This window comes from Arthrobacter sp. AZCC_0090 (genome assembly GCF_014207375.1).
Lineage (GTDB): Bacteria > Actinomycetota > Actinomycetes > Actinomycetales > Micrococcaceae > Arthrobacter.
This window is the reverse complement of the sequence record NZ_JACHEE010000002.1, coordinates 111,845-128,380: the sequence shown is the minus strand read 5'-3', so window position 1 is coordinate 128,380 and position 16,536 is coordinate 111,845. Positions and strand designations below refer to the sequence as shown.

The 16,536-nt window shown below is 64.0% G+C and carries 16 protein-coding genes; 10 read left to right on the top strand and 6 right to left on the bottom strand.

Features of this window, described 5'->3' with window-relative positions:
• Positions 1-26: 26 nt before the first annotated feature.
• From HNP00_RS03370 to HNP00_RS03355, 4 genes are all read right to left on the bottom strand, one after another.
• On the bottom strand, positions 27-590 hold the full coding sequence (locus HNP00_RS03370) for a hypothetical protein (RefSeq protein WP_311770486.1): 564 nt from the start codon (positions 588-590) through the stop codon (positions 27-29).
• Between the two features lie 28 nt (positions 591-618).
• Positions 619-1,032: a DUF4383 domain-containing protein gene (locus HNP00_RS03365; RefSeq protein ID WP_184735927.1), complete on the bottom strand. Its 414-nt coding sequence runs from the start codon at positions 1,030-1,032 to the stop codon at positions 619-621.
• Positions 1,033-1,159: 127 nt separating this feature from the next.
• Complete coding sequence (locus tag HNP00_RS22895) at positions 1,160-1,816, bottom strand: hypothetical protein (RefSeq protein ID WP_221451127.1); 657 nt, start codon at positions 1,814-1,816, stop codon at positions 1,160-1,162.
• Between the two features lie 147 nt (positions 1,817-1,963).
• Positions 1,964-2,449 carry an Lrp/AsnC family transcriptional regulator gene (locus HNP00_RS03355; RefSeq protein ID WP_184735925.1) on the bottom strand — a complete coding sequence of 162 codons (486 nt, stop codon included), beginning with the start codon at positions 2,447-2,449 and terminating at the stop codon, positions 1,964-1,966.
• Between the two features lie 194 nt (positions 2,450-2,643).
• On the opposite strand from HNP00_RS03355, the gene pdhA reads away from it, so the two are divergent.
• The 3 genes from pdhA to HNP00_RS03340 are packed head-to-tail and all read left to right on the top strand — an operon-like array spanning position 2,644 to position 6,271.
• Entirely contained in the window at positions 2,644-3,810 is a 1,167-nt protein-coding gene (gene pdhA / locus HNP00_RS03350; protein WP_184735923.1) for a pyruvate dehydrogenase (acetyl-transferring) E1 component subunit alpha, read from the top strand.
• A complete protein-coding gene (locus HNP00_RS03345; RefSeq protein WP_184735921.1) occupies positions 3,810-4,820 on the top strand; it encodes an alpha-ketoacid dehydrogenase subunit beta in 1,011 nt (336 codons plus the stop codon). The genes pdhA and HNP00_RS03345 overlap by 1 nt, the downstream gene beginning before the upstream one ends.
• Positions 4,817-6,271, top strand: coding sequence for a dihydrolipoamide acetyltransferase family protein (locus HNP00_RS03340; RefSeq protein WP_184735919.1), 1,455 nt, complete (start codon positions 4,817-4,819; stop codon positions 6,269-6,271). The genes HNP00_RS03345 and HNP00_RS03340 overlap by 4 nt, the downstream gene beginning before the upstream one ends.
• 117 nt (positions 6,272-6,388) lie before the next feature.
• Here the strand turns inward: HNP00_RS03340 and HNP00_RS03335 are convergent, their stop codons facing one another.
• Positions 6,389-7,018 (bottom strand): TetR family transcriptional regulator, encoded by a 630-nt coding sequence (locus tag HNP00_RS03335; RefSeq protein WP_184735917.1) that lies wholly within the window; start codon positions 7,016-7,018, stop codon positions 6,389-6,391.
• Positions 7,019-7,169: 151 nt separating this feature from the next.
• Here HNP00_RS03335 and HNP00_RS03330 point away from each other — a divergent pair, with 151 nt between their 5' ends.
• Genes HNP00_RS03330 through HNP00_RS03300 form a run of 7 tightly spaced genes read left to right on the top strand, consistent with a single transcriptional unit; the run spans position 7,170 to position 15,012 of the window.
• Positions 7,170-8,777 carry a carboxyl transferase domain-containing protein gene (locus HNP00_RS03330; protein WP_184735915.1) on the top strand — a complete coding sequence of 536 codons (1,608 nt, stop codon included), beginning with the start codon at positions 7,170-7,172 and terminating at the stop codon, positions 8,775-8,777.
• A gap of 4 nt (positions 8,778-8,781) precedes the next feature.
• Positions 8,782-10,899, top strand: coding sequence for a biotin carboxylase N-terminal domain-containing protein (locus HNP00_RS03325; RefSeq protein ID WP_184735913.1), 2,118 nt, complete (start codon positions 8,782-8,784; stop codon positions 10,897-10,899).
• A gap of 2 nt (positions 10,900-10,901) precedes the next feature.
• A complete protein-coding gene (locus tag HNP00_RS03320) occupies positions 10,902-12,065 on the top strand; it encodes an acyl-CoA dehydrogenase family protein (RefSeq protein WP_184735911.1) in 1,164 nt (387 codons plus the stop codon).
• 19 nt (positions 12,066-12,084) lie between these two features.
• Positions 12,085-12,894: a CoA transferase subunit A gene (locus HNP00_RS03315; protein ID WP_184735909.1), complete on the top strand. Its 810-nt coding sequence runs from the start codon at positions 12,085-12,087 to the stop codon at positions 12,892-12,894.
• Between the two features lie 2 nt (positions 12,895-12,896).
• Entirely contained in the window at positions 12,897-13,649 is a 753-nt protein-coding gene (locus tag HNP00_RS03310) for a CoA transferase subunit B (RefSeq protein ID WP_260404743.1), read from the top strand.
• Positions 13,646-14,179: a MaoC family dehydratase gene (locus HNP00_RS03305; protein WP_184735907.1), complete on the top strand. Its 534-nt coding sequence runs from the start codon at positions 13,646-13,648 to the stop codon at positions 14,177-14,179. Before HNP00_RS03310 ends, HNP00_RS03305 begins: the two co-directional genes overlap by 4 nt.
• The gene (locus HNP00_RS03300) at positions 14,176-15,012 is read left to right on the top strand and encodes a CoA ester lyase (protein WP_184735904.1); all 837 of its coding nucleotides are present in this window, start codon (positions 14,176-14,178) and stop codon (positions 15,010-15,012) included. Before HNP00_RS03305 ends, HNP00_RS03300 begins: the two co-directional genes overlap by 4 nt.
• A 19-nt stretch (positions 15,013-15,031) precedes the next feature.
• On the opposite strand, the gene HNP00_RS03295 is transcribed toward HNP00_RS03300, so the two are convergent.
• Positions 15,032-16,498, bottom strand: coding sequence for a lipase maturation factor family protein (locus HNP00_RS03295; protein ID WP_184735901.1), 1,467 nt, complete (start codon positions 16,496-16,498; stop codon positions 15,032-15,034).
• Between the last annotated feature and the right edge of the window lie 38 nt (positions 16,499-16,536).

Sequence of the window (16,536 nt, the reverse complement as noted above, 5' to 3'; positions counted from 1 at the left end):
GGAATCCTGCTGGTGAATTGGGAGCATCAGTGGTTGTGCCCGCTCGGCACGGAATGCCCTCCGTGCGGGACGGCATGCTGCCCGGCCACCGAGGCGGCCAGCCCCGTCGTCGTCACTGCTGCGACCACGACGGCGGCGGCAAAGGCTGCTGCCACAAGCGCACCGGTCCGTGGGGGAGCCGCAGCCGTTCCGCCGCCGTCGTCGCGGTACCTGCGCGCGAGCCACGTAGACGATCCCAATGCCATGAGGACAAGGAAAAGTGCCGCCAGGTGACCGCCGTCGAGCAATCTTTGGGCCATTCCGGCCACTAGCACGGCTACGTGGACGAGCACGGCTGCGATAAGTCCGACGGTTGTCGCCCTGCGGAACCGGAGCCGTCCGCGCTGCAGGCTCGCAATCGAGCCCGCGAGCAGGGCCAGGCCCCAAGCCGCGAAGATACCGCCCGCCCACATGAGGGGTCCCCGCCTCGAAATGTAGCTTGATGCGATGGAAAGCTCCACGAGGCCGGCCCCCATTCCCGCGAAACACGAAAACAGGGTGATGGATGCGCCGGTCGTTGCTCCCACGGACGTCGCTGCTTGGGTTGACACGGACGGCTCCTTCCCGGTTTCGAGGTCTTTAGGCGTGGGCCCTGGCGGCGCTGGCCGGAACCTTGTCCTGGGAGAGGCCGACGCCGAGAAGTACCACCGCGCTGGCAAGGTGCAGGACGTTGTCCGCGCCGTTAAGGGCAATGATATTCAGCGCGGAACCCACGAGGAACAGGCCGAGGATGCCCACCAGGAGATAGACGCCGCCGACCGTGGTGTTGACGGTCTTGGACAGCACGGTGCTGTTCATGCCCGCGTAGAGCAGTGCTCCACCGATGGCAAGGTGAATGATGTTGTGCAAGGGATTTATCGCAAAGATGATCAGGTTGGCACCCTCGGTAGCGAAGAATCCAATCCCTGAGGTGACGAAGAATCCAACGACACCCACGAGCAGGTAGACGGCGCCAAAGATGGTGGCAATCAGGCGGTTGGGCGAAGTGCGCATGGTCCAAACCTTCCGGTATGGCCGGGTTTGCATCCGGCCTGTGTTCGAAACCCCGGACGGGGCTCTCAACCAGATATTCGGACCGCGCGGCTTCATGGATGGGTGGATGGTGGAGAATTTTTCCCCACTAGCCTTGGGGCTGGAGGCGGATGGCGTTCATCTTCAGGTCGTTGCCCACGAAGCTGTACTTGAATTCGAAGTTCTTACCCTGGCATTGCAGGGTTCCTGCGACGTTGGCCGTGCTGGAGCCATTGACTGAATTCACCATCACGGAGTCGTAATGGGGCTTGCAGCTGTTATCCAGTCGAAGGCCAGCTACGTCGGCAACGAATTCCGCCTTAGGCAAGCTTTTGGTGAGGGATGGGTGCATGTACTGGTCGTAGGCCTGCGCGCTTTGGCCACTCACGATCAGCCGCGTGAAATCGTCTGAGACAGCCGTGGCCTTGTTGGTGGCGCTTCCCACCACATTCACCAGCACGATGACCCCCACGACAATCAGCACTAGAACCGCGCCCACCACTCCGAGAATGATCCAAAGGAGCTTTCGGTTTTTGGCGGGCGGCGGATACGGCAGGCCGTATGGTCCAGGGCCGGGATATTGTCCAGCGCCGGGATATTGTCCCGGGGCGGCGTACTGCCCTGGCGGGGCGTACGGGGAGGGGGTGCCGTAACCCGGCGGGGCATAGGGGGACGGTGCGCCATGCGGGGGAGCCCCGGTTCCCGGCGTCGGCGGGACGGCGTGGGGGTCATTGTTCGGCTGCGGCGGAACGTGCGGGGTGCTCATGGTGGTTCCCTTCCCGGCGACCAGACCCAGCGCCGCCAACCGGACGGAAGCCGCCAGCCGGCCCCCAAGGCGTCCACCTGCATCAAATCGCACATTGCGGCGGGGAGCAAGGCAATCCGAGAGCTTCGTTCGCGCCCGCTGCCGGGCTCAGTTGGTGCGTAGCACCGTCTTGGTAGTCCGGTTCAACAATGGCTGCACCCGGAAAGGAATCAATTCACCCATGGACATCGCGGTATCGGTTCTTTCCACGCCGTCGCACGCCAGGATCTTGCCGTTGATCCGGAACAGGTCCTCGGCGTCGAGCGCTACAACCCGCAGCAACAGGTCAGCCGATCCGGTGAGCCCATATCCCTCGAGGATTTCCGGGACTTCGGCGAGATCCAGGGCGAGCTGTCCGAGCTTCTGCTGTTGCACATGCACGGAGATGAACGCCATGAGGGGATAGCCGAGGGCGGCAGGGTTGATCCGCCGTTCGAAGGAAAGGAATGCGTGCTTCTTCTCCAGCTGGGCCATCCGTGCCTGGACCGTATTCCGCGATAGTCCCAGCTTCTGCGCCAAAGCCACCACCGTCCCGCGTGGGTCCTTTGCCATGGCCGAAAGCAGTCGAGTGTCGGTGCCATCTAAAGCTTGCATAATGCGCAACGTTAGCACGGTGAGAGTGGGCCGGACAGGGCAGAATGCGCAGAATTTTCGACGGTGGTTGTACCCAATGAGCATTGTGAGTAGGGTCACAATTAATCCAGGCGACGACGCCCGGATGCTGGCCAGCGGCTGGATCACAAGTCCTTCCCCGGCCCGCGAGCGCGAGCTGAAAGGTGCGATCAACTGTGTTGACGGACGAAGCCGGCCAGGATGCCAACAAGGCTCCGAATCCCGGAATCAGTGCAGAAAATCCTCGTCGGACCGGCGGGAACCTGGTCCAACTTATTTCCCCCAAGGGGGAACGCATCAGCCACCCGGAGTTCGATCTCTGGGTCAGCGATGTCACGGACGAGCAGCTGTGCTCGCTGTATGAGGACATGACCGTTATCCGCCGCATCGACGCCGAGGCCACCGCTTTGCAGCGTCAGGGGGAGTTGGCCTTGTGGCCGCCGCTGCTGGGCCAGGAAGCATCGCAGATCGGTTCAGGCAGGGCGCTCAGGGACGATGACTTCGTCTTCCCCAGCTACCGGGACAACGGCGTGGCCTATTGCCGCGGTGTGGAGCCAACCGACATGGTCCGTGCCTGGCGCGGCAATGCCTCCTTCGGCTGGGACCCGTACCGCTACAACATTGCCACCCAGCAGATCATGATCGGTTCCCAAACGCTGCACGCAACCGGTTACGCCATGGGCATCCAGGACGACGGCGCCGACTCGGTTGCGGTTGCGTTCTTCGGTGATGGCGCAACCAGCGAGGGCGATGTCAACGAGGCAATGGTCTTTGCCGCGAGCTTCCAGGCGCCTGTGGTCTTTATTTGCCAGAACAACCATTGGGCCATCTCCGAGCCCGTGCGGATTCAGTCCCACATCCAGATCGCCGACCGCGCCTCGGGATTTGGCATCCCCAGCATGCGCGTCGACGGGAACGACGTCCTGGCGGTTTTGGCGGTCACCCGCATTGCGCTGGACAGGGCGCGCAAGGGCGGCGGACCCACGTTCATCGAGGCGGTGACCTATCGCATGGGCCCGCACACGACGGCTGATGACCCCACCCGCTACCGCGACGCCAATGAGCTTGAGGACTGGGCGGCCAAGGACCCGATTGCACGCCTCAAGGCGCTGCTTCGCACCAAGGGCCTGCTGACGGACGAGGTGGAAGCCAAGACCAAGGCTAAAGCGGACGAGGTGGCCGGGAACCTGAGGGCAGGCGTGATCAACATGCCCGACCCCGCGCCGTTGGACCTTTTCAACCATGTGTACAGCACACCCAACTCCTGGATTGAACGCCAGAAGGACCACTACTCCCGCTATCTGGAAAGCTTCAGCGGATCCACCCAGGAAGGTGCACTCTGATGAGCAAGCTGACATTCGCCCGCGCCATCAACGCCGGCTTGCGCAAGTCCCTCGAAAGCGATCCCAAAATCATCCTGATGGGTGAAGACATCGGGGCGCTCGGCGGCGTCTTCCGGGTGACCGACGGCCTCCAGAAAGACTTCGGCAAGCACCGGGTGGTCGACACCCCTTTGGCTGAATCTGCCATCATCGGCACCGCTGTTGGCCTGGCCTACCGAGGCTACCGTCCCGTGTGCGAAATCCAATTCGACGGCTTCATCTACCCGGCGTTCGACCAGATTGTCAGCCAGGTCGCCAAGATGCACTACCGGACGCAAGGCCGCGTGAAGATGCCCATCACCATCCGCGTTCCGTTTGGCGGCGGGATCGGTTCACCGGAACACCACTCCGAATCCCCGGAGGCCTACTTCACCCATACCTCGGGACTGCGCGTTATTAGCGTCTCCAACCCGCAAGATGCCTACACCATGATCCAGCAGGCCATCGCCTCGGACGATCCGGTGCTGTATTTCGAGCCCAAGCGCCGCTACCACGACAAGGGCGACGTCGATGAGACCGCAGATCTTTCCACTGCGCTGTCCATGGAAAAGGCCAGGGTGGTCTCCTCCGGCAGCGATGTCACCTTGGTGACGTATGGCCCGCTCGTGAAGACCGCCAGTGACGCGGCCATGGCTGCCTCCGATGAGGGAATCTCCGTGGAGGTTATCGACCTGCGCTCGCTGGCTCCGATCGACTTCCCGGCAGTGGAGGCGTCCGTCCGCAAGACCGGCAGGCTGGTCATCACGCATGAGGCGGCGCAGTCCGGTGGGCTCGGCGCGGAAATCGCCGCGAGCATCACCGAGCGTTGCTTCAATTACCTTGAATCGGCGCCAGTCCGGATCACAGGCTTCGACATCCCGTACCCGTACTCAAAGCTTGAGATGCACCATTTGCCGGATCTGGACAGGATCCTTGACGGTGTGGACCGGGCACTCGGCCGCGGCAACTCCCTGAGCGGCCTGGAAGGATGAGCGCCACGATGATCAAGGAATTCAGGCTTCCGGACCTCGGCGAAGGACTCACCGAGTCGGAAATTCTCAGCTGGAAGGTTGCGGTGGGGGACACCGTGACCCTGAACCAAGTCATTGCCGAGGTGGAAACGGCCAAGGCCGTGGTTGAGCTTCCCTCGCCCTTCGCAGGAACCGTGGCTGCCTTGCATGAACAAGCCGGTTCCGTTGTGGAGGTCGGCAAGCCGATCGTTTCCTTCGAAGTCGACGATGTCGCAGCCCCGCCGCCGAACGGAACCGCGCCCAGCGCAGCCACTGCCGGAGTCGCCGGCTCCGATGCGCGCACGTCAAGTGAGCCCGTCGGCACAGGGAGCCCGGTTGGCGCCCCGGCGAAACGCGAGCCGAACCTTGTGGGCTACGGCGCCGTCGTCGAAAAGTCGGGACGGCCTGCCCGTCGCCCGCGAGCTATTGGCGGGGGCATCGCCGAAGGCGGGCCCGCCCCGGCAGCCGGACAGCCGGCTCCTGTCCCCGCACCGACCGCGCCGACCGCGGCTCCAAACGAGCCGACGGCGGAACAAGAGCGTCCGCGATCCACCCCTCCGGTCCGCAAGTTGGCGAGGGACCTGGGAATTGACCTTGAACTGATCAAGGGAACCGGGCCGGCGGGGCTCATCACTCGTTCGGATGTCCAGGACTTCGCGGCTGGGTCACAGGTTCAGGTCTCCGCTCCTGAGGTCGCCCCGGCCTCAGGGCCCGCCGTCGGGGTTTCCGCTGAACGCGAGACCCGCACCCCTATCAAGGGCGTCCGCAAGTTCACGGCCGCTGCCATGGTGCAAAGTGCTTTTACGGCGCCGCACGTGACGGAGTTCTTGACCATTGACGTCACGCCTACCATGGAGCTGCTGGCGCGGCTCAAAGCCAGTCGCGAGTTTGCCGGGTACAAGCTCACGCCCTTGACCATCGCGGCCAAGGCGGTGCTGATTGCCCTGCGTAGAAACCCGACGCTGAACTCCCGTTGGGACGAAGGTGCACAGGAGATCGTGCAGTTCAACTACGTGAACCTGGGCATCGCGGCAGCCACGCCGCGGGGGCTAACAGTTCCCAACATCAAAGACGCGGACAAGATGACGCTGCTGGAACTGTCCACGGCCTTGTCGGAGCTCACGGACACGGCGCGTTCCGGCAAGACCTCCCCGTCAGACTTGTCGGGTGGAACTATCTCGATCACGAACATCGGAGTCTTCGGGATCGACGCAGGAACCCCCATCTTGAACCCGGGCGAGGCTGCAATAGTCGCGCTGGGGTCGGTGCGCAAGGCTCCTTGGGTGCACAACGACGAACTCGCGGTGCGCCAAGTGATGTCTCTGAGCTTGTCCTTCGACCACCGGCTGGTGGACGGTGAACAAGGCTCGAGATTCCTGGCCGACCTAGGCGCGATCCTGTCTGACCCGGCGACCGTCATCACGATGGTCTAACCCGCCTCCGTCCTAACCCCGTCTAGCCCAACTGACTCGCAGTAGATGTCGCTAAAACGCGTTATAGCGACATCTACTGCGAGTCAGTTGGGTCGGTTGGGTTGGGGTTAGCCGCTGTTAGGGGGCGGTCAGAGCGGCGAGTGCCATGCGTTCGAGGATGGGCCGGGCGCTTTTGGCCGCCATGCGTCGGCCGTGGTGCCGGACCGAGTGGGGGGTCGAGTTGATCAGGCCGAAGGCTGCGTGGGCCCGGACCCGTAGCTCCGTAGGATCGGTGTCCGGATGCAGTTCGCCGAGGACGCCCACCCACAGTTCCACGTAGTTGCGCTGGAGGGCGCGCACTTCGGCTTGGTCGGCGTCGTTGAGGTTGCTGAAGTCGCGGTCCTGGACGCGGATGACATCGGGATTGCTGAGGGCGAAGTCCACATGGAATTCCACCAGTCCACGCAACGCGGCTTCGGCATCGGGGGCTTCGGACGCCACGGTGCGGCCGCCGTCGAGCAGGTTGCGGCTCACGCTTAGCAGCAGTTCGGCAAGGACGGCCTGTTTTCCGGGGAAATGCCGGTACACGGCAGGTCCGCTGACGCCTGCTGCGGCTCCCAAGTCCTCGAGGGACACGCGGTTGAAACCGTCGGCGGCGAACAGCCCGGCTGCGGCGGCCAGGAGAGCCTTGCGCCGCGTTTCCTTGGCCTGGCTTCTCTGGGTCAGTGCCTGGCCGTCCTGCTCGGAGCTCCGCTGGAAGGTGACCACAATTCCTCCTTTTGCAAGCGTCCAATTCAGCGCCGATCCCGGGGTGAGCCCAGTTCCGAGGTGATGGACAACACAGTTAATAGAGACTAACCTAAATTCCAGTTATGCGGTACTAACTGAGATGGCCATTGGCCGGGATGGGACGCAGTCGATGGAGACACTCGTCAGCCAGCTGGATGCCAGCAGCGATCAGTTCGCGGCTAATGCGGAAGCGCAGCTGTCCCTGGTGCACGAGCTGAAGAAGCGCCTTGCCGTGGCTGCCCTCGGTGGACCGGAGAAGTCGCGTGAGCGGCACATCTCCCGGGGGAAGCTGTTGCCACGGGAGCGCATCAACTACTTGCTGGACGAAGGCAGCCCGTTCCTGGAGATCGCCCCGCTGGCGGCCAACGGGATGTACAACGATGATTCGCCCGGTGCCGGGGTCATTGCGGGGATCGGCCTGGTGCACGGCCGCCAGGTGATGGTGGTGTCCAACGACGCCACGGTCAAGGGCGGGACGTACTACCCGATGACGGTGAAGAAGCACCTCCGGGCCCAGGAAATAGCCCTGGAGAACAAACTGCCCTGCGTCTACCTGGTGGATTCCGGGGGAGCGTTCCTGCCCAAGCAGGACGAAGTGTTCCCGGACAAGGAGCATTTCGGCCGGATCTTCTTCAACCAGGCGCGTATGTCCGCGGCCAAGATCCCGCAGATTGCCTCGGTGATGGGATCCTGCACCGCGGGTGGTGCTTACGTCCCGGCCATGAGCGATGAAACCGTGATCGTCCGCAACCAAGGCACCATCTTCCTCGGCGGGCCGCCGCTGGTGAAGGCAGCCATCGGTGAGATCGTCACGGCCGAGGAGCTCGGCGGCGGGGACGTCCACTCAAGGATTTCGGGTGTGACGGACCACCTTGCCGAGAACGATGAACATGCGCTGCAAATCGTCCGCGACATCGTCTCCACCCTCCCCAAGCCGGCCGCCCCCGCATGGGACGTGGACACCGCCGTCGAGCCCGTGGTGGACCCGGGCGAGATCTATGGTGCCGTTCCCACGGATGTCAACGCGCAATATGACGTTCGTGAGGTCATTGCCCGGCTCGTTGACGGCTCCAGGTTTCATGAGTTCAAGAAGAACTACGGCGCCACCCTGGTGACGGGGTTCGCGAAGCTGCATGGCCACCCCGTGGGCATCGTGGCGAACAACGGGGTGCTGTTCAGCGAGTCTGCGCTCAAGGGCGCGCACTTCATCGAGCTGTGCGACCAGCGCGGCATTCCGCTGGTCTTCCTGCAGAACCTCTCCGGCTTCATGGTCGGCAAGGACTACGAGCACGGCGGCATCGCCAAGAACGGCGCCAAGATGGTCACCGCAGTCGCCACTGCCCGTGTGCCCAAGCTGACAGTGGTGATCGGCGGTTCCTTCGGTGCGGGCAACTACTCGATGTGCGGGCGGGCCTACTCGCCGCGGTTCCTGTGGATGTGGCCGGCAAGCAGGATTTCGGTCATGGGCGGGAACCAGGCCTCCAGCGTGCTGGCCACCGTCAAACGGGACCAGTACGAGGCACGCGGCGAGGAATGGTCGGCTGAAGACGAGGAAGCTTTCAAGGCCCCCATCAAGCAGCAGTACGAGGACCAAGGCAGCCCCTACTACTCCACCGCCCGGCTCTGGGACGACGGCATCATCGACCCCGCCGACACCCGGCGCGTCCTGGGCATGGCCCTGGACACCGTCTCCCGCCAACCGTTGCCGGAGACCTCCTTCGGCCTCTTCAGGATGTGACCCCATGACGATCACACCTTTCGACACCGTCCTTGTCGCCAACCGGGGCGAGATCGCCTGCCGCGTCATCCGCACCCTCAAAGCCATGGGCATCCGCTCGGTGGCGGTCTATTCAGACGCCGACGCCGGGGCCCGGCACGTGCGCGAAGCAGACGCTGCCGTCCGGATCGGCACAGCCGCTGCGGCGGACAGTTACCTGCGGATAGACGCGATCATCGACGCTTGCCTGCAAAGCGGCGCTCAGGCCGTCCATCCCGGCTACGGCTTCCTGGCCGAAAATGTGGAGTTCGCCAAGGCCTTGGACGCGGCTGGCATCGCGTTCATCGGCCCCGGCATTGACGCCATCGAGATCATGGGCGACAAGATCCGTTCCAAGAACCACGTCATGTCCTACGGCGTCCCGTGCGTACCGGGCATCGCCGAACCCGGCCTGAGCGACAAGGCACTGATCGAAGCGGCGCCCGGCGTCGGATTCCCGCTGCTCATCAAGCCTTCGGCCGGGGGCGGCGGCAAAGGCATGCACATCGTGGAACGGCTCGAGGATATGGCAGCCACGCTGCTGACAGCCCGGCGCGTCGCGGCGAGCGCCTTCGGCGATGACACCTTGTTCCTGGAACGGCTCATCCAATCGCCCCGGCACATCGAGGTCCAGGTCCTCGCCGACGACCACGGCAACGTGATTCATCTCGGCGAGCGCGAGTGTTCCCTTCAGCGCCGCCACCAGAAAGTGATCGAGGAAGCTCCGTCCCCCTTGCTGGAGTCCCTCGCGAACGGTGCCGAGGTCCGGGCGCGGATCGGCGAAGCAGCGTGTAACGCTGCGCGCTCGGTCAAGTACAGCGGTGCGGGCACGGTCGAGTTCCTCGTCTCGGACCAGGACCCGGAACACTTCTTCTTCATGGAGATGAACACTCGTCTCCAGGTGGAGCACCCTGTCACGGAAATGGTCACCGGTGTCGACCTCGTCGAATGGCAAGTGCGCATCGCCGCACGTGAAGTTCTCACAGTGGCGCAGTCCGACGTCGTGCTTGACGGCCACGCGGTAGAGGCGCGCGTCTACGCAGAGGTGCCCGAACGCGGTTTCATGCCATCCATCGGCGAGATTCTGACGCTCCGGGAACGGGCAAGCAACGATCCGCATGTCCGCGTCGACTCTGCCATGCTTCCGGGGCTGTCCGTCACCGGCGACTACGATCCCATGCTCGCAAAGGTCATTGCCTGGGGCTCTGACCGCAAAGCGGCGCTGGACACCCTTGACCACGCTCTGGGGAACTATACGCTGCTGGGTGTGCACACGAACGTTGAGTACCTGCGGCTCCTGATCAACGACGACGACGTCCGCGCGGGCCGCCTCGACACCGGCCTGATCGAGCGCAAGTTGCCCGGGCTGACGTTTCGTCAAGTGACCGACGTCGAGTTGATCGCCGCAGCGATGCTGAACCGCTCAGAACTGGCTCCGGTAGGGGCGGCAGTCCCCTGGAACACCGCCGATGGCTGGCGCGTTGGCGCGCCCGCGCCGTGGAAGACCACCATCGGACGTCCCGACGGCGGCCTGGCCACCGTGGGGCTGACCGTGAACGGGACTGGCTTCACGGCGCGTGTCGATAACGGCGTCGTGCACGCTGCCGAAATGCGGCCCGGATCCGCAGGGCATGCGGGGCTGGTGCTCGACGGCGTTGAGCACCATTTCGCGCACGGCTCGCCATCTCCGGGGCGTGGGACACACGAACTTTGGCTCGGCAGCGAAGGCTGGTCCTGCCGGCTGGAGATCCTGGACCGCGAGGCCCGGCTCCAACGGATCCTCGCCGGCATTCAGCGCGAAGAAGGCGCAGCGGATCCCGAAGTCCGGTCTCCCATGCCGGGAACCGTCGTGTCCGTTTCGGTGCACAACGGCGACCACGTGGAAGCGGGTGATGTTCTCCTTGCCGTGGAGGCAATGAAGATGGAGCACCAATTGCTGGCCTCGGTGTCCGGCACCGTGCACCTCAGCAGCAAGACCGGGGACCTCGTCAAGGCCGACCAAGTCCTCGCCACTATCCACGTGGCGGCAGAACCAACCCAAGAATCCACTCTTGAAGCCTCAACGGGCGAAACGACAGAAGACCAGAAAGACGAGGAAGTCTAGCCATGGCAAGTTTTGAACTCACCGAGGAGTACCAGGACCTCAGCGACTCCGTCCGGGAATTCGCCGACGAGGTAGTTGCCCCTGTGTCCACCAAGCACGACGAGGAACACAGCTTCCCCTACGAGGTAGTCAAGCAGATGGGCGAGATGGGCCTTTTCGGCCTTCCCTTCCCTGAAGAGTTCGGCGGCATGGGCGGGGACTACTTCGCGCTCGCCCTCGCGCTGGAACAATTGGGCAGGGTGGACCAGTCCGTCGCGATCACCCTCGAAGCGGGCGTCTCGCTGGGCGCCATGCCGGTGTACCGCTTCGGCACCCAGTCGCAAAAGGAACATTGGCTGCCCCAGCTGACCTCAGCCGAAGCGCTCGCAGGTTTCGGCCTGACCGAGCCGGAAGCCGGCTCGGACGCCGGCGGCACCAAAACGAACGCGCACCTCGAGGACGGCCGCTGGGTCATCAACGGCAACAAGGAATTCATCACCAACTCCGGGACCGACATCACCCGGCTCGTCACTGTCACCGCCGTCACCGGACAGCACGAACGCAAAGACGGGAGCATCAAGAAGGAAATCTCCACCATCCTGGTTCCCACCGACACGCCAGGTTTCACTGCGGAAAAGGCGTACAACAAGGTGGGCTGGAACGCCTCCGACACCCACCCGCTCACACTGAACAACGTCCGGGTACCCGAAGAGAACCTGCTCGGTGTCCGGGGACGGGGCTACGCCAACTTCCTGTCCATCCTGGACGAAGGCCGCATCGCCATCGCCGCGCTCGCCACCGGCGCAGCCCAGGGTTGCGTCGACTTGTCCGTGAAATACGCCAAGGAACGCGTGGCCTTCGGACAGAACATCGGCAAGTACCAGGCCATCCAGTTCAAGATCGCCCGCATGCAGGCACGGGCCCACACAGCGCGCCTGGCCTACTACGATGCTGCCGCGAGGATGCTGGCCGGCAAGCCGTTCAAGACCGAAGCCGCCATCGCTAAGATGGTCGCAGGCGAGGCAGCCATGGACAACGCACGGGATGCCACCCAGGTGTTCGGTGGCTATGGCTTCATCAACGAATTCACGGTGGCACGCCACTACCGCGACTCCAAGATCCTGGAAGTCGGAGAAGGCACCACTGAGGTCCAGTTGATGCTCATCGCCCGCGAGCTGGGCCTTTAACCGTCAGGGAAGGTAAACGATGATTGACAAAGTTGTTGCCAGCGCCGCGGAAGCGGTGAAGGACATCCACGATGGTGCCTCGCTCGCCGTCGGAGGGTTCGGCTTGTGCGGAATCCCCGTGGCGCTGATCGACGCGCTCCACGATCAAGGCACCAAGGACCTTGAAACTGTCAGCAACAACTGCGGAGTGGACGACTGGGGCCTAGGCATCCTGCTCAGGGACGGACGCATCCGCCGGACCATCAGTTCCTATGTTGGCGAGAACAAGGAGTTCGCGCGGCAGTACCTGGCCGGCGAGCTTGAGGTCGTTCTCACCCCGCAAGGCACCCTGGCCGAGAAACTGCGCGCCGGCGGCGCCGGCATCCCCGCGTTCTTCACCGCGGCCGGCGTCGGGACTCAGGTCTCGGAGGGCGGGCTTCCGCAAAAGTACGACGCCGACGGCAACGTTGCGATCGCATCCTCACCGAAGGAAGTGCGCACCTTCAACGGCGCGGACTATGTCCTGGAGGAATCCCTGACACCCGATTTTGGACTGGTCCATGCTTGGAAGGGCGACCGTCATGGGAACCTCGTTTTCCACGCGACGGCCATGAATTTCAACCCGTTGTGTGCCATGGCGGCCAGGATCACCATCGCCGAGGTGGAAGAGCTCGTAGAGCCAGGCGAGCTCGATCCGCAAAACATCCACACCCCGGGCATCTTCGTCCAGCGCGTCGTGCTTGCACCGGACACAGAGAAGCGCATCGAAAAGCGGACCGTCGCGTTGACCCCGGCTTCCGCTACCCGTCCCACCGAAGCTGCGGGCACTACCGAGCAGGCAGGAGCGTAGCCATGGAATCGAACATCACCCAGGATGTGCCGCCGCGTCCCGAGGCGGTCAGGCACGAGTACCGCCGCGCCGACGCAGACCATCACGAGGGCAAAGGCTGGACGCGGAACGAGCTGGCCGCCCGCGTGGCCCGTGAGCTCAGCAACGGGCAATACGTCAACCTGGGGATCGGCATGCCCACCCTGATTCCCAACTACATCCCGGCCGGCGTCGAAGTGATCCTGCATTCCGAAAACGGCATCCTGGGCGTTGGCCCCTATCCGGCCGAGGACGCTGTTGACCCCGATCTGATCAACGCCGGCAAGGAAACGGTCACCGTCAACGCGGGCGCCGCGTTCTTCGACTCGGCAACATCGTTCGGCATGATCCGCGGCGGCCATGTGGATGTCGCGGTGCTGGGCGCCATGGAGGTCGCGGCCAACGGGGACCTTGCCAATTGGATGATCCCGGGAAAGATGGTCAAGGGCATGGGCGGCGCCATGGATCTGGTCTTCGGCGCCAAACGGGTCATCGTGATGATGGAGCACGTGGACCGCAAGGGCAAGCCGAAGATCGTCAAGGAATGCTCGTTGCCCGTCACGGGGAAAGGCTGCGTGGACAGAATCATCACGGACCTCGCCGTGATCGACGTCGTCTCCGACGGCGGGGAATCGAGGCTGGTCCTGCGTGAGTTGGCACCGAATGTCTCCGCAGAGGACGTTGCGGCGGCGACCGGCGTCGAACTTTTCGAAGAGGACCAGGAACTGACCGTATGACCACAGATCCCGAACAGCGCGTCACTGAACCCCGAATTATCCAGCAGCGCGGGCTCTACTTCGATGAACTCGAGGAAGACGTCGTCTACGCGCACCGGCCGGGCCGGACCGTCACGGAAACGGACAACGTCCTGTTCACCACACTGACCATGAACACCCAGGCATTGCACCTGGACGCGGCCTGGAGCGCCACGCAACCCTTCGGGCAAAGGCTCATGAACTCGATGTTCACCTTGTCCACCATGGTGGGACAGTCCGTAACTCAGCTGACCCAGGGCACCATCATCGCCCAGCTAGGCCTCACGGACGTCTCTTTCCCGCACCCGCTCTACCACGGCGACACCCTCTACACGGAGACCGTCGTCACCGGGAAACGGGAGTCGTCGTCGCGTCCCGGGCAGGGCGTGGTGACCATGCTGCACACGGGTAGGAACCAGGACGGCGCGGTTGTGGCCCTGGCCACGAGGGCTTGCCTCATGTGGACCCGGACCGCGCATCTGGAGGCGCAACAGGGGACAATCAATACATGACCTTCACCATGGGCCCCGCTTTGCTTTTCTGCCCCGCCGACCGCCCGGAACGGTTCCAAAAGGCCGCCGAGCGTTCCGACGCCGTCATCGTAGACCTCGAGGACGCCGTCGCGCCCGCAGACAAGAAACGGGCCCGGGGCGCCATCCTCGCCCAGCTTGGCTCGGGTGGCGAGACCGCCGAGCTCGACCCCAGCCGCACGATTGTGCGGGTCAATCCGGTGGGTACCCCGGACTTCGAGAAGGACTTGCACTGCCTCGCGCACACGCCGTACCGCACGGTGATGTTGGCCAAGGCCGAGACCGCCGAACAGTTGAAAGCACTCGAGGGCTATCACGTCATCGCCTTGTGCGAGACGGCCAAAGGGATCATCAACGCGGCCGAGATCGCCCAGACCCCCAACGTCGTCGCGCTCATGTGGGGTGCCGAGGACCTGATCGCCTCCATGGGCGGCACCTCCAGCCGCAAGGACGACGGCGGCTACAGGGCCGTCGCAACGCACTCGCGCTCTACGGTGCTGCTGGCTGCCAAAGCTGCCGGCAAGGAAGCCATCGACTCGGTCTACGTCGACATTCCCGATCTTCCCGGGCTGGCCGTGGAGTCCGCCGACGCCGTGGCCAGCGGATTCGGTGCCAAGGCCTGCATCCACCCGAGCCAGGTCGCAGTTGTCCGCGAAGCCTATGCACCCTCGCCGGAGGCCGTCGCAGGGGCCCGGGAACTGCTTGATGCCGCCGCTGCGGCTGGAACCGGTGTGTTCCAGCACAAGGGCAAAATGGTGGACGGGCCCATCCTGAAACACGCCGAATCCACGCTGCGCAGGGCCCGGCTCTCCTGAAGGTTCAGTCCGGCCGGATCTAGTGTCCGCGCCTCCGGGAAGGCGGATGGCCCAAAGGGGCAATAACCTCGTAGAGCTCCATCCGGATCCAGCGCTGGCCCGTCTCACGGAACTCGGACCTCGTGGCGAAACGGTAGAGGAAACTGCGCGCACGCACCCAACTCGGCCGTGCGCCGTCGAACGGGTCCTGGCGCAACAAGCGCAAGGTGGGCTGGTCGGCGTCGAGCAACTTGCCCAAGAACGCGTAGAACCATTCCTCGTGCACCGTGCGCAAGGGAAGGAACCACATCAACCAGTCGAGGCGCAGGTGGTACGGCGCCCACTGGCGGGGGAGGCGGCGGACGTCGCCCGGCTTGCCTTTGAAGCCATATTCGCGCCAGTCGGCTTCATCGACCGGAACGTCCGCTTGCGTGCCTTCCACCACGATTTCCACCCGGTGCCGCGTCACCGTACCGAACGCCCCGTAGGTGTTGACCAACTGCCATCGGTTGAAGCTCGCGTTCATGAGCTGCTCCCGCGAGAGCAGGTTGCGGATGGGCCAATAGCTGAGCACCACGAGGAGCACCGTCACCGCGAGTACGACGGCGAGCCACCACGCCGGGGTCTGCGGAACCGCCGTGGCCGGGTACCGCTGTTGCGGTATGAAGGGCAGCACAGCATGGGCCACCGGGTCACTCACCGCGGCGAAGGCAAGCACGATCGCGGACCAGTTAAGCCACGCGAAGTTACCGCTCCCCACAAGCCAGAGTTGCGTGAAAACGACAATTCCGGCGGCAATGGTGGCCAGTGGCTGCGGGGCGAACAGGAAGAACGGCACCACCAGCTGGGCGAAGTGGTTGCCGAGTACTTCCATGCGGTGAAGCGGCTTAGGCAGGAGATGCGCCTGGCGGCTCAGGGGCCCGGGCATGGGCTGCGTCTCGTGGTGGTAGTACAGGGCGGTTAAATCACGCCATTCGCTTCCGCCATGGATCTTGATCATGCCTGCGCCGAACTCGAGCCTGAACAACAGCCACACGAGCAGGACGAGGATGGTCTTAGGTGGAGGAGTCTGGTTCGAACCAAGGAAGCCAACAGTGAAACCCATTTCCAACAGCAGCATCTCCCAGCCGAAGCCGTAGAAGGTCTGGCCGACGTTGACGATCGACATGTAGAGCAGCCACAAAGCCAGGAACGCGGACAGGGGAAGCCACGGCGGTCCCAGCTGCGGCAGCCCGCCGACGAGCGCCAAGGAAACGGCAAGCCCCGCGGCGCACACGGCGCGGAGCAAGGAGTCCGAATATTTCCACCGGAAAAGGCTAGGCCTGCGCAAGATCCTGTGACCGTACACGTACCTCGGGACAGGGAGAAGCCCGTGTTCACCCAGGAGCGCGGGGAACTGGTTGAGGCTGGACAGGAACGCGATGAAGTAGAGCGCGGCCGTGCCACGCTGGAGCACCTGCCGGGCGAATTCATAGTTCGGCGCCTCGAACCACGAGACCCAGTCCACACACCAACGCTACGCCTGGGGTGCGGGATACTTAAGCA

Excerpts from the sequence above, each read along its gene's own strand:
- HNP00_RS03345 (WP_184735921.1), top strand. The coding sequence starts at position 3,810 with ATGAGCAAGCTGACATTCGCCCGCGCCATCAACGCCGGCTTGCGCAAG.
- HNP00_RS03365 (WP_184735927.1), bottom strand. The coding sequence starts at position 1,032 with ATGCGCACTTCGCCCAACCGCCTGATTGCCACCATCTTTGGCGCCGTC.
- HNP00_RS22895 (WP_221451127.1), bottom strand. The coding sequence starts at position 1,816 with ATGAGCACCCCGCACGTTCCGCCGCAGCCGAACAATGACCCCCACGCC.
- HNP00_RS03355 (WP_184735925.1), bottom strand. The coding sequence starts at position 2,449 with ATGCAAGCTTTAGATGGCACCGACACTCGACTGCTTTCGGCCATGGCA.
- HNP00_RS03315 (WP_184735909.1), top strand. The coding sequence starts at position 12,085 with ATGATTGACAAAGTTGTTGCCAGCGCCGCGGAAGCGGTGAAGGACATC.
- HNP00_RS03310 (WP_260404743.1), top strand. The coding sequence starts at position 12,897 with ATGGAATCGAACATCACCCAGGATGTGCCGCCGCGTCCCGAGGCGGTC.
- HNP00_RS03300 (WP_184735904.1), top strand. The coding sequence starts at position 14,176 with ATGACCTTCACCATGGGCCCCGCTTTGCTTTTCTGCCCCGCCGACCGC.
- HNP00_RS03305 (WP_184735907.1), top strand. The coding sequence starts at position 13,646 with ATGACCACAGATCCCGAACAGCGCGTCACTGAACCCCGAATTATCCAG.
- HNP00_RS03320 (WP_184735911.1), top strand. The coding sequence starts at position 10,902 with ATGGCAAGTTTTGAACTCACCGAGGAGTACCAGGACCTCAGCGACTCC.
- HNP00_RS03340 (WP_184735919.1), top strand. The coding sequence starts at position 4,817 with ATGAGCGCCACGATGATCAAGGAATTCAGGCTTCCGGACCTCGGCGAA.
- HNP00_RS03330 (WP_184735915.1), top strand. The coding sequence starts at position 7,170 with ATGGAGACACTCGTCAGCCAGCTGGATGCCAGCAGCGATCAGTTCGCG.
- HNP00_RS03325 (WP_184735913.1), top strand. The coding sequence starts at position 8,782 with ATGACGATCACACCTTTCGACACCGTCCTTGTCGCCAACCGGGGCGAG.